Source organism: Photobacterium kishitanii, assembly GCF_000613045.3.
Classification (GTDB): Bacteria; Pseudomonadota; Gammaproteobacteria; order Enterobacterales; family Vibrionaceae; genus Photobacterium; species Photobacterium kishitanii.
On the sequence record NZ_LN794352.1, the window covers coordinates 2,825,190 to 2,837,877 of the forward strand.

The 12,688-nt window shown below is 40.4% G+C and carries 11 protein-coding genes; 2 read left to right on the plus strand and 9 right to left on the minus strand.

Annotated elements, in window-relative coordinates; all coding sequences use genetic code 11:
- Positions 1–19 precede the first annotated feature (19 nt).
- On the minus strand, positions 20–544 hold the full coding sequence (gene rppH, locus PPBDW_RS13175) for an RNA pyrophosphohydrolase (protein ID WP_036796014.1): 525 nt from the start codon (positions 542–544) through the stop codon (positions 20–22).
- Between the two features lie 745 nt (positions 545–1,289).
- Between rppH and mutH the strand changes: the two genes are divergently transcribed.
- A complete protein-coding gene (gene mutH, locus PPBDW_RS13180; protein ID WP_036796015.1) occupies positions 1,290–1,955 on the plus strand; it encodes a DNA mismatch repair endonuclease MutH in 666 nt (221 codons plus the stop codon).
- A 3-nt stretch (positions 1,956–1,958) separates the two neighbouring features.
- On the opposite strand, the gene PPBDW_RS13185 is transcribed toward mutH, so the two are convergent.
- The 7 genes from PPBDW_RS13185 to xerD form a co-directional block, all read right to left on the minus strand.
- Positions 1,959–2,261 carry a DUF6482 family protein gene (locus PPBDW_RS13185; protein ID WP_036796017.1) on the minus strand — a complete coding sequence of 101 codons (303 nt, stop codon included), beginning with the start codon at positions 2,259–2,261 and terminating at the stop codon, positions 1,959–1,961.
- A gap of 123 nt (positions 2,262–2,384) precedes the next feature.
- A complete protein-coding gene (locus PPBDW_RS13190) occupies positions 2,385–3,728 on the minus strand; it encodes a sigma-54-dependent transcriptional regulator (protein WP_081045129.1) in 1,344 nt (447 codons plus the stop codon).
- 230 nt (positions 3,729–3,958) lie between these two features.
- Positions 3,959–5,467, minus strand: a complete 1,509-nt coding sequence (lysS, locus tag PPBDW_RS13195) for a lysine--tRNA ligase (RefSeq protein ID WP_036796018.1) — start codon at positions 5,465–5,467, stop codon at positions 3,959–3,961.
- Between the two features lie 32 nt (positions 5,468–5,499).
- Positions 5,500–6,598, minus strand: a protein-coding gene (prfB, locus tag PPBDW_RS13200; protein ID WP_107174161.1) for a peptide chain release factor 2 whose coding sequence is annotated in 2 segments (ribosomal slippage) — positions 5,500–6,522 and positions 6,524–6,598 — 1,098 coding nt in all. Because the reading frame shifts where the segments join, the coding sequence is not laid out codon by codon here.
- Between the two features lie 168 nt (positions 6,599–6,766).
- A complete protein-coding gene (recJ, locus tag PPBDW_RS13205; protein WP_036796019.1) occupies positions 6,767–8,491 on the minus strand; it encodes a single-stranded-DNA-specific exonuclease RecJ in 1,725 nt (574 codons plus the stop codon).
- A gap of 121 nt (positions 8,492–8,612) precedes the next feature.
- Complete coding sequence (dsbC, locus tag PPBDW_RS13210) at positions 8,613–9,341, minus strand: bifunctional protein-disulfide isomerase/oxidoreductase DsbC (protein ID WP_036796021.1); 729 nt, start codon at positions 9,339–9,341, stop codon at positions 8,613–8,615.
- A 159-nt stretch (positions 9,342–9,500) separates the two neighbouring features.
- On the minus strand, positions 9,501–10,397 hold the full coding sequence (gene xerD, locus PPBDW_RS13215; RefSeq protein WP_036796489.1) for a site-specific tyrosine recombinase XerD: 897 nt from the start codon (positions 10,395–10,397) through the stop codon (positions 9,501–9,503).
- A gap of 212 nt (positions 10,398–10,609) precedes the next feature.
- On the opposite strand from xerD, the gene fldB reads away from it, so the two are divergent.
- Positions 10,610–11,131 (plus strand): flavodoxin FldB, encoded by a 522-nt coding sequence (gene fldB, locus PPBDW_RS13220; RefSeq protein WP_036796022.1) that lies wholly within the window; start codon positions 10,610–10,612, stop codon positions 11,129–11,131.
- Positions 11,132–11,198: 67 nt separating this feature from the next.
- Here fldB and brnQ read toward each other — a convergent pair whose 3' ends face one another.
- On the minus strand, positions 11,199–12,518 hold the full coding sequence (gene brnQ, locus PPBDW_RS13225) for a branched-chain amino acid transport system II carrier protein (protein WP_036796024.1): 1,320 nt from the start codon (positions 12,516–12,518) through the stop codon (positions 11,199–11,201).
- Positions 12,519–12,688 lie beyond the last annotated feature (170 nt).

A 12,688-nucleotide genomic window follows, 5' to 3' on the forward strand; every position in this document is an offset into this window, starting at 1 on the left:
GCCAATAAACCTCTACTTGCTAGCTGCGCTTATTCTTAATGCGCTTAAATTTACGTTCTTTCCATTCTTTAAATGGCATAGCGACAGCGGCAAACTCTTTTAGTGCACGACGATAGACATCACGCTTAAAAGAGACAACCTGCCTTACTGGGTACCAATAACTTACCCAACGCCAACCATCAAACTCAGGTGTAGCACCACGCTGCATATTGACCTTGGACTCATCGCATTCCAAACTCAGCAAAAACCATTTTTGCTTTTGACCGATACAAACAGGTTTTGAATCCCACCGTACAAGACGTTTAGGTAATTTATAACGTAACCAATGACGGCTTGACGCAATAATCCTGACATCTTTTTTGGTTAATCCTACTTCTTCATACAATTCACGGTACATAGCTTGTTCAGGGGTTTCACCTTCATCAATGCCACCTTGCGGAAATTGCCAAGAATGTTGTCCATATCGTCGAGCCCAAAATACCTGGCCATGGCCATTGCAGATAACGATCCCTACATTAGGGCGGTATCCATCGCCATCAATCACTGGACGACCTCAAGTATAAATATCTATTAATAGTGATTTTTTCATAGTAGACGGGATCGGTAAACAAACATTCATCAATATCGATCAGTTTTACTTAATTTAAACTATATTCTGGATAACTTTGCATAATGACTACTTTACCAACAACCAAGTGAGACATACCCCACATTTATTCACTCTTTCTGTGGATAGATTTGTGCAGAAACCTAAAAAAAGCATATTTACGCAACCATTAAGATCTTATATATTTATTTTTTAAAATAGAAAAATAACAACTTTTACCTTTATAAACATAATATTAGATAAAAAACAGTTCTATAATAAATAAAGATAAAGCCAACTTTCACATCACCAAAAAACGATCGGTTAAAGATCAACCAATAATGACGTTATCCACAAATTCACCTTCACCAACAAGAATAAAAGCTAACCACAACGCTTGTTATACCACCTTTATACTGTATAAATACTCAGTTAAGCTTAAAAAAAATATTTTCAAAAAAAAAACTGTGGATATCTTTTTATTTTGATCTTAGCCTTAAATAACTATCACAAGTTACTCATCATTAGAGCATCACAATATCTAACGCTCTGTAGCCAAGGAAAAAAGATCTCTCTTAATCCTTGCTTACCTATCAAGATCAATATTGATCTTCAGATTCCGTCTTCACAGATATGATAGTATTATCGATAACCTAACATTAGATCTTAGTCCTTATCACGCTACTTTATGAGCCGACAATCAATGCAACCAACGCCAAAAACAGAAACAGAATTACTCAATCGTGCCCACCAATTGGCTGGTATGACCCTGGGTGAATTAGCGGCGATTGCAGGGATAATTCCACCACCAGATCTTAAACGTGATAAAGGTTGGGTTGGTCAATTATTAGAGTGGCATTTAGGGGCGACAGCTGGCAGTAAACCTGTCCCTGATTTTATTGAACTAGGCATTGAACTTAAAACGATCCCTATCAGCTACCAAGGTAAGCCGTTAGAAACTACTTTTGTCTGTGTTGCGCCCTTAATTGGCGTCCAAGGTTTGCAATGGCATAGTAGTCATATTCGACAAAAATTAGCGCGAGTATTATGGGTACCGGTTGAAGGTGAACGTGATATTCCACTTGAGCAACGTCATGTAGGTTCAGCATTATTATGGAGTCCCAGCGCAGAAGAAGAAGCGCAATTACAGCAAGACTGGGAAGAATTAATGGATATGATCGTATTAGGTCAAGTAGAAAATATTACAGCCCGTCATGGTGAAGTGCTGCAATTACGCCCTAAAGCAGCTAACAGTAAAGCGTTAACAGAAGCTTATGGTGCTAATGGCCAGCCGATTAAAACGTTACCGCGAGGTTTCTACTTAAAAAAACAATTTACAGCGCAATTACTACAACGACATTTTATTTAATAATTAAAACGTCAGCACCATGTCTTGGTCACAATCACATAATAACCCATTATCAGAGAATTCATCATAGGGATCAATTAGTCGTAATGTCAGATGATTAATGCCTACTTTTTTCAACAGATTTTGTGCTTGTTCTATGGTTTTAAAATAAATAAGGTTGTTGTTACTATCAGTTAATGGCTGTAACTGATGTTTATATTCAACTTCCATTAAATAATTACTATTGCCGGCATAACAGCTAAGTACACATAGTGGTATTTTTTTAGGCACTGATTTTAACCATGGTTTAAGTTGCGCTAGCTTCATGAGTGATCCTAATCTTTATCAACAATGCTTTAAGCATGTGTCAGATCACCTTAACCAGCAAGGTTAGCTATAAAATAAACATTTATTGTTAACCTTATTTGTTATGAACTAAAAATTAATTACTTATGCATGGCCTTGACGAAAACAACGTGGAGTCGGAATTAACTCGTGCTTATTTAGCAAACGATACATCGTTGCTCTAGATACCCCCAATTCGCGCGCTGCAGCAGATATTTGGCCTTTATTATTTTCTAATACTGTTAATAATGCATTACGCTCAGACTCTTCACGCACCTTTTTTAAGCTTAATTTATCATCAACTAAACGAGGTATATCTAATTGATCTGCTTCAATACTTTTATTTTCAGCTAACAACACTGCTCGTTTAATTTGGCAAATAAGTTCACGTACATTACCTGGCCACGGATATTGTAATAACATCGCTTGTGCTTGTTCTGATAAATATTTAGCGACGCTATTATACTGACGGGCGTACTTCAATAATAAAAATTCAGCCAATAAAATAATATCATCACTCCGTTCACGCAATGTAGGTACTGTTAGTGATACGACATTTAGCCGAAAATATAACTCACGCCGTAATGTTGTTAAGCTGACTAAATGATCAAGAGAATGATTAGTGATTGAAATCACACGAATATCAATCGCGATAGCATTACCCTCGCTATCATAATAGTTTCCTTCAGCCAGCACTTGATATAATCCCAGCTGACAAGCATCGGTTAAGGCGGTAAATTCTTCAAGAACCAACACGCCATGATTCGCCGCGGCAAAGACAGATTCAACACCATTATCAGTATCAACTATCCAATCAGGAGTCATGGTTTCACAATTAACCCTTATTATTTGTCGCTTAGCACGTGCTGAAGCTTGGACAATAGCATCAGCCACTAATATTTTACCTGTGCCTATTTCACCACTGATTACCACTGAGACATCACTTAACGCGATACGCTTAACTTGATCACGCAATTTTTTCATAACAGCGGTGGAGCCTTGTAAACCTTGTTGACCAAAACTACCTAATTGAGGCCACACTTGACGCTCTAAATTAAGCATACCGATCTGATGACCAATCGTTTGTTGTAATCGAGCTGGAGGAACAGGAGTCGAAAAATAATCAAGGCAAAAATTAACGATAAATTGACCAATCGCTTCATTGGTCAGCTGATCATCACGTACAACAGCGATCCAGCGTACTTGTTTATTACGGTTCACCATCGCAGAAAAACTATGAATACTAAAGTCATCATTGCTAAGATCGACCACACCAATACAAGGACCAATTTCTAAGAGTAATGTTTCTGCAGTTCGCAAATCATAGCAACGATGACATAGCCAACCCGCAGCCTCCATTACAGGTAGCCACTCTTGATTACTACCACCAAAAACAACTAAGGTATTAGGAATAACTACCTTAGGTTTTTTCACTGTCCCGATTGTCATTCGTCCCTCCATTAATAAAGCAATTATCTCTCTTGTAATATTTAACAACAGCTCTATTGATGATATACGAACAAGTGCAACTTGTTTACTATAATATAGCAGGACTCATATAAAATATTGACGTTACTTAGATTCTTATCTAATTAAGTCCATATTTGTCACTTTTTTGACTCTTTTTTTTAGGCAAAAAAAAACCACCGCCTAAGCGATGGTTTTTTTTCATAATTCGATTAATTATTTGTTTGTGGGCGCATTGCCGGGAACAAAATAACATCACGAATCGTATGCGTATTAGTAAACAGCATTACTAAACGGTCAATACCAATACCTTGACCCGCTGTTGGTGGTAAACCATGCTCTAGCGCAGTAATGTAGTCTGCATCATAGTACATTGCTTCATCATCACCAGCATCTTTGGCATTAACTTGAGCTTTAAAGCGCTGGTCTTGATCTTGAGCATCGTTAAGCTCAGAGAAACCATTTGCTACTTCACGACCACCGATAAAGAATTCAAAACGATCGGTAATGAACGGATTTTCATCGTTACGGCGAGCAAGCGGTGAGATATCTGCTGGGTACTCAGTAATGAATGTTGGTTGCATTAGTTGAGGTTCAGCTGTTTCACCAAAGATCTCTTCTAATAACTGACCACAAGTCCAGAAGCTTTCAACATCAACATGCACAGATTTAGCAATCTTCACCATTAGCTCACGATCGGCAACGCCTTCGTAAGTTAGCGCTTGGATTTCTGCATGATCTGGGTTGTATTGCTTGATTGCATCTAACATGCTCATACGTGTGTATGGACCTGCAAATTCAACTTCAAACTCACCGTAAGGCATTTTTGAAGAACCAAGAATATCAATCGCAATGCTGCTTAGCATTTCTTCCGTGATATCCATTAGATCATGGTAATCGGCATACGCCATGTAGAATTCCATCATAGTGAATTCTGGGTTATGACGAGGAGATAGACCTTCGTTACGGAAGTTACGGTTGATTTCGAACACACGCTCAAAACCACCTACCACTAGACGCTTAAGGTAAAGTTCAGGTGCAACACGCAGGTACATGTCGATATCAAGTGCATTATGATGAGTCACAAATGGACGTGCTGTTGCACCACCAGGGATCACATGCATCATTGGTGTTTCTACTTCCATAAAGCCTTTAGTTACCATAAAGCTACGGATTGCAGATACCACTTTTGAACGAATAATGAATGCACGACGAGAGTCGTCATTAACAATCAGATCAACATAACGCTGACGGTAACGCATTTCTTGGTCAGTCAGACCATGGAATTTTTCTGGTAATGGACGCAGTGCTTTAGTTAGCAGCTCGTAGTTATCCATCTCAATGTAAAGATCACCTTTACCAGATTTGTGTAGCGCCCCTTTAACACCGATGATGTCACCGATATCTAGACCAGAATATTTTTCTTTTAGCTCTTTTTGAACATCTTTAGATGCATAAGCCTGAATACGGCCAGACACATCTTGGATTGCAAGGAAAGGACCACGCTTAGCCATAATACGACCAGCGATTGCATATACATGACCAGCTTGTTCAAGCTCTTCCTTGGTCATTTCACCGTATTTTGCTTCTAGATCCGCAGCTAAACTATCACGACGGAAATCATTTGGGTGGCCATTTGCTTTACAATTTTGGCGAATCATATCTAATTTCGCGCGACGCTCAGCAATCAGCTTATTTTCATCTTGTACTTGGTCAGTCATGGGGAAACCCTTAAAATTTTACTGAAATTCGGTTAAAGACCTGATTTCAAGCTTGCTTCAATAAAACGGTCTAAATCACCGTCCAGTACTGCTTGGGTGTTACGATTTTCCACGCCAGTACGTAAATCTTTTATGCGGGAGTCATCCAGTACATAAGAACGGATTTGACTACCCCAACCAATGTCTGATTTAGTATCTTCACTGGCTTGCTTTTCAGCATTTTGCTTCTGCATTTCATATTCAAACAATTTCGCTTTTAATTGCTTCATTGCTTGATCTTTGTTCTTATGCTGAGAGCGATCGTTCTGGCACTGTACAACAAGATTTGTTGGTAAGTGAGTAATACGTACCGCAGATTCAGTGGTGTTTACGTGTTGACCACCCGCACCTGATGCGCGGTATACGTCAATACGTAGATCAGAAGGATTGATATCAATAACGATATTGTCATCAATTTCTGGATACACAAATGCTGAAGCAAATGAAGTATGGCGACGGCCGCCTGAATCAAACGGTGATTTCCGCACTAAACGGTGAACACCGGTTTCAGTGCGTAACCAGCCATAAGCATATTCACCGCTGATACGTACGGTTACAGATTTAAGACCGGCAACATCACCATCAGAGATTTCAATGATCTCAGTCTTAAACCCTTTGGCATCCGCCCAACGCAAATACATGCGGAGCATCATTGATGTCCAATCTTGCGCTTCAGTACCACCAGAACCAGCTTGAAGGTCAAGATAGCAATCAGAACTATCATGGTCGCCAGCAAACATTCGACGAAATTCTAACTTAGCTAACTTAGCTTCAAGCTCAGCTAACTCAGGTTCAATCTCATCAAACGTTTCTTGATCGTCTTCTTCAACAGCTAACTCAAGTAAGCCCTCGACGTCTTCAACGCCTTGGTCTAATAGATCAATTGTTTCTACTACCGCTTCCAATGCTGCACGTTCTTTACCTAACGCTTGGGCACGTTCAGGTTCATTCCATACATTTGGTTGCTCTAGCTCTGCATTTACCTCTTCTAGACGCTCTTTTTTAGCATCATAGTCAAAGGTACCCCCTAAGGGTGTCAGTACGTACAGACACATCCTCAAGTCGGTTTTTAATAGGATTAATTTCGAACATCGCCACGCTTCATTACCGAAATAGATATAACCGCAAGATTCTATCGAATTGTAGATAGAATATACAGAGGGAGAGAAAGGTTATCAGAAAATTAATCTAAATATGGTGACAATCTAGGCTGTTAACGCCAAGATCCTCACCACTAACGGCTTACTTATCAGACTATCGTTATTTCGCAACTAAATGTTCAACCATCAGCTGCACACTGCGATTACCTCGAAACTCATTAACATCGAGACGATACACTAATTCAATTTGCTGCACAGAGGCATCTGGCCAACGTTTAAGGTCAACATTAAATGCAATGGCATCAATAACACAGCCACCAACCAAAGGCTCAACCATCATTTTAAGATGCTTTCCTGCCACTAGTTTTTGGTGCAATAATCGAAACGTACCATCAAACGTCGGTTCAGGAAATTGCTGTCCCCACGGCCCACCAGCTCGCAACGTTTCGGCTGTTTCAAGTGTCAGTTCATTAGGGTGCAATTCGCCATCGCTAAGTAGAAAACCTTGCAATGCATCTTCATCTAAAACATTACGTACTGCAGCATCAAATGCGACACTAAAGGCTTCTAGCTGTGATTCCGGAATGGTTAATCCAGCCGCCATGGCATGACCACCGAATTTTAAGATCATCCCTGGGTGCTGAGTATCAACCACATCCAGTACATCTCGCATATGTAGTCCCGCAACAGAACGGCACGACCCTTTAATTTCACCATTACCCGCATCAGCAAAAGCGATAACAGGACGATGATATTTATCTTTAATACGAGACGCTAAAATACCGATCACACCTTGATGCCAATCACGTTGAAACAACACTAACCCATAAGGCATATCCTGCTGATTAAACTGTAATCGCTCACAAATAGCGAGACCTTCCTCTTTCATCCCCTGTTCAATTTCTTTACGGGTTTGATTAAGGGCATCGAGCTCTGAAGCCATCCGTCGAGCGGCTTGAATATTGTCACACAACAATAATTCAACCCCAAACGACATGTCATCTAATCGTCCCGCCGCATTAATACGTGGCCCTAATGCAAAGCCCAGATCACTAGCGACTAATCGAGCAGGATCGCGATTAGCAACTTCAATTAATGCTTGAATGCCAGGACGACATTTACCAGCACGAATACGTTGTAATCCTTGGTGAACTAAAATACGGTTATTACCATCTAACGCCACCACATCGGCAACAGTGCCAAGTGCAACCAGATCAAGCAACTCCGCCAGATTCGGTACCGCGAGTGCTTGTTGTTCAAACCAACCGTTATTACGCAGTTCAGCTCGCAGTGCTAACATTAAATAAAATGCGACTCCAACACCACACAAGGCCTTTGATGGAAAACCGCATTGATTAAGGTTTGGGTTTACCATCGCATCTGCAGCTGGTAAGCAATCACCTGGTAAGTGATGATCAGTAACCAGTACTTGTACCCCTTGTGCTTTTGCTGCTGCGACACCCGTAATTGATGAAACGCCATTATCCACGGTCATGATTAATTCAGCGCCGCGATCAATCGCTTGTTGTGCCACTTCAGGGCTCAAACCATAACCATCATCAAATCGGTTGGGGACTAAATAATCAACATTACCACAACCCAACATTTTTAAGGCCAACACTGATAATGCTGAACTGGTGGCGCCATCTGCATCAAAATCACCGACAATAATAATTCGAGTATTATTAGCGAGTGCGGTAACTAGCAACGCCACGGCATCTGCCATGCCATGAAGTTGATTATAATTAAGTAATCCTTTGGCACCGCGTTCAAGTTCAGCATCATTAGTAATGCCACGGCTAGCATAGATACGCTGTAAAATAGCGGGGATCGCACTAGAGAAGCCTTGAGGATCGGCAACAGGACGACGCTTGATTTCTATCATAATAACGGCTTCTTTAATGAAATGATTATCTTTTCATCTTAACCAAATCACCATTAACAAAAAAGCCTGATATTACTATCAGGCTTTTATATACGGTGACACAGTCAATAAATGGTCGAGGTTAGCTTTTCGCTTTGCTATCCAATAACTGCAACAATGCGGCTGGCGGTTGGTAGCCAGGGATCATAGTACCGTCTTCTAGCACGATAGCTGGAGTACCATTAACGCCCATCGCAACACCTAATTTATATTGCTCCATGACTAAATCAGGACGCGGAGTGATTTTTGATTCATCAAACGTACCACTCTTAGCATCATGCATCGCTTTAACACGATCTTTAGCGCCCCAAATTGCACTCATTTGGTTGAAGTTGCTTGAACGCTCACCACCACGCGGGAAAGCAAGGTAGCGTACCGTAATACCGGCATCGTTATACCCTTGCATGTCATTGTGCAATTTGCGGCAATAACCACAGCTAGTATCGGTAAAGACAGTCACAACATATTTTTCATTTTTAGCTGGATAAACAATCATGTCTTTATCCATACCCGCTAATTTCGCTTTATTTAACTGCGCCATTTTCTGCTCAGTTAAATTCACCGGCTCAACACCCGTGTTTTGGTATAAATGACCCGCTAAGAAATATTTTCCATCATCAGAGGTATAAACAACACCACGTTCTGTTACAACTTCATTGATACCCGCCATTGGTGACGCAGTAATTGAGCTTGGCGTTAAACCAATGTTTGATAGTTGCTTCGTGATGGCTGCTACGTCCGGCTTTGCGACCGCAGAGAAAGCGGTAAGTGCAACAGCTGTGGCTAGCACTGTGCGGCTAATAAAATGCATCCTGTTATCCCTTTAAAATGACGACAATCTCGATATAACTACAGACCGAGATCATTACTATATAGTTTCAATTACGCTACTATTTTTATCTGCGCAGCATAAATGAAGTATCCCTAAATACAAATATTATCGCTAATTTTAGCTAACAACATCTCATAATTATGCACGAGGATGATGGCTTTGGTGTAATTGTTTTAATCTTTCTGTCGCAACATGGGTATAAATTTGTGTTGTTGAAAGATCACTATGGCCAAGCAACATTTGTACCACTCGTAAATCGGCACCGTAATTAAGTAAATGGGTAGCAAAAGCATGGCGCATTACATGGGGTGATAGAGTATCAGCATCAATACCTGCTAACACCGCATAATATTTGATTCGATGCCAAAATGTTTGCCGAGTCATTTGTCGAGCACGTCGACTTGGAAACAACACATCCGAACTTTTCTCACCTAATAACACCGGCCGACCACTATCAATAAACTGCTCAATCCAATCAACCGCATTTTCACCCATTGGTACTAAGCGTTCTTTGTCTCCTTTACCAGTCACTCTCACAACACCTTGGCGTAAACTGACTTTATCCATGGTTAAGGTAACTAATTCGGTAACACGCAGTCCGGTGGCATATAACAATTCCAACATCGCTTTATCGCGCAATTGCAGTGGATCATTCACATCGGGCGCTTCTAATAATGCGTCGACTTGGGCTTCAGTTAAATCTTTTGGGAGCCGTTTGGGTAATTTTGGGGTCACCAGCATTGCACTCGGATCATCTATCCGTACTTTCTCACGGTACAAATATTGAAATAAACGTCGAATTGCTGACACCATTCGCGCGCGTGATGTTTGTTTATAGTTTTGGTCAAACAACCATAATTGATAACGTTGTAAATCATCGACAGAAGCATCAGACACCGCAATAGTTTGCTGTTGCATCCATTGTTGTAATTTTTTTAAGTCATTTCGATAAGAAGCAAGAGTATTTTCAGATAACCCTCTTTCCATCCACATCGCATCTAGAAAGCGTTCAATAATAACATCGTCAGTTACCATTTTTACCTCGTCATAAGCTGTGTCATAAGGCGGTTTAAATACATGGATAAAAACACAGTGATCAGCGCATGATAGGATATTTATCATCAAAAGTAACCTCGTTATACATTTATTCAGCCTAATATTATGACTTTCAATGCCAAGCTAACCTTGAGCTTCATGATCAATAACGAGTACACTTTGGCTAAAAATAAAAGCATAGGATACATAGCATGAAAATTGGTTTGTTTTATGGCTCAACCACCTGCTATACCGAGATGGCAGCAGAAAAAATTCGTGACTGCCTTGGGGCTGATATCATTGAATTACACAATATTAAACACACGCCATTAGCTGAAATGAACCAGTATGATATGTTGATTTTAGGTATTTCAACCTGGGACTTTGGTGAGATCCAAGAAGACTGGGAAGCGGTGTGGCAACAACTCGATGGCTTACAATTACAACAAAAAACCGTGGCACTGTTTGGCCTTGGCGATCAAGAAGGTTATACCGAGTGGTTTTTAGATGCGATGGGCATGTTGCACGATCAATTGTGTCCAACAGGGGTACAATTTATTGGTTATTGGCCTAATGACGATAGCTATCAATTTCAAGCATCAAAAGCACTAACGGCGGACGAACAGTTTTTTGTTGGCCTCGCGTTAGATGAAGATAGCCAATATGAATTAAGTGATGCCCGTATTGAGCAATGGTGTGAACAAATCATGCTTGAATACGCCCAACTACTATAATTGCTAGAAGATAAAAAAAGGGATGCTAATACAAGCATCCCTTTTTCATTTATAAGTAACCGTGTAATTATACGATCACAGTATGGTTATCACCATTATCTTGGTGTTTACTGCCGATAAAACGCGTTACAACCAATGCAATCACCGTTGGTAATACCCACGCCATGCCATAATTAAATAGTGGCAATCCGCTAAATACTGACATATCAATATTTAGATGCTTAGCAACATCAATCATACTGAAAATAAATGATACCAATAATACAACACGATAAGCTAAACGAGGATTAGGTAACCATTTACGTATCAAGGTCAATGCGACTAATGCAATAGCCACTGGATACAATGCAAACAATACTGGTATCGATAGTGTAATCAGCGTATTTAAACCAACATTAGCCACTATCGCACACACGACTGCTAATAATACCGCCCACTTTTTATAAGAAAGAGAGGTTAATGTACTGAAGTAATCAGCACACGCACTGATTAAGCCAATCGCGGTGGTTAAACATGCTAGCAGTACAATCGCTGATAAAATAATTTGTCCTGTCGAGCCAAACAGCGCCATCACATAAGTTGTTAAAATAGCGCCGCCATTACCAACACCGGCAGCAATACCTGCACTGGTTGCGCCAAGATAAAACAATGACACATAAACAAAAGCTAGACCCGCCGCTGCAATTAAACCAGCGTAGATAAGATAAGTACAAGTCGTCTTCTCATCCGTCACACCTTTGCTACGAATAACATCAACAATCAGCATACCAAACATCAGTGCCGCAAAAGTATCCATGGTGTTGTAACCTTCAAGGAAACCTTTAGTGAAGGCTTGCGTTACATACTCACCTTGAGCTGCAACAATCTCACCTTGCGGATTGATAAATACCGCAACCGCTAACACTGCTAACACCACAAATAAAGCTGGAGTTAAAAACTTGCCAATCATGTCGATCAATTTGCCACGTGACCAAGCAAAGAACAGCGCTACAGCAAAAAAGATGATAGAAAAAATAGTTAAGCTGACTTGGCTAGCATCGGTAATAAACGGTTTAACTGCCATTTCATAGGCAACAAGACCAGTACGAGGCGCAGCGAACGCAGGACCAATAATGATAAAAATCAGGACAGCCATTAAGGTCGCAACTTTTGATGGTAAATCACGGGTTAACCCTGTCCAACCACCACCAGCAATCGCTACTGCAATAATACCGATTAAAGGTAAACCTACAGCTGTAACCAAAAAGCCTGACATTGCAGATAACATGTTCTCACCAGCTAGCTGTCCTGCTAACGGTGGGAAAATGATGTTGCCTGCACCAAGGAAGAACGCAAAGGTCATAAAACCAAGCGCGATAATATCTGTTACTTTGAGTGTTTTTTTCAAACTGCACCTTCCACTCTCTAATGGGTTATATATTGTGTCTGCATTTTTTATAATAAGTAGCACGTACTATATATTGCTATGAATTTCGTGCCTTGTAGCATAATGACCAAAAAGAGTAATCTTAGCAATAGAGTAGATAAAAACACCATATAATACAGTTTTCAAGCAAA

What these genes read in the sequence shown, in the direction of transcription:
- mutH (WP_036796015.1), top strand. Translation starts at nt 1,290, where the DNA reads ATGCAACCAACGCCAAAAACAGAAACAGAATTACTCAATCGTGCCCAC.
- PPBDW_RS13185 (WP_036796017.1), bottom strand. Translation starts at nt 2,261, where the DNA reads ATGAAGCTAGCGCAACTTAAACCATGGTTAAAATCAGTGCCTAAAAAA.
- PPBDW_RS13190 (WP_081045129.1), bottom strand. Translation starts at nt 3,728, where the DNA reads ATGACAATCGGGACAGTGAAAAAACCTAAGGTAGTTATTCCTAATACC.
- lysS (WP_036796018.1), bottom strand. Translation starts at nt 5,467, where the DNA reads ATGACTGACCAAGTACAAGATGAAAATAAGCTGATTGCTGAGCGTCGC.
- recJ (WP_036796019.1), bottom strand. Translation starts at nt 8,491, where the DNA reads ATGATAGAAATCAAGCGTCGTCCTGTTGCCGATCCTCAAGGCTTCTCT.
- dsbC (WP_036796021.1), bottom strand. Translation starts at nt 9,341, where the DNA reads ATGCATTTTATTAGCCGCACAGTGCTAGCCACAGCTGTTGCACTTACC.
- xerD (WP_036796489.1), bottom strand. Translation starts at nt 10,397, where the DNA reads ATGGTAACTGACGATGTTATTATTGAACGCTTTCTAGATGCGATGTGG.
- fldB (WP_036796022.1), top strand. Translation starts at nt 10,610, where the DNA reads ATGAAAATTGGTTTGTTTTATGGCTCAACCACCTGCTATACCGAGATG.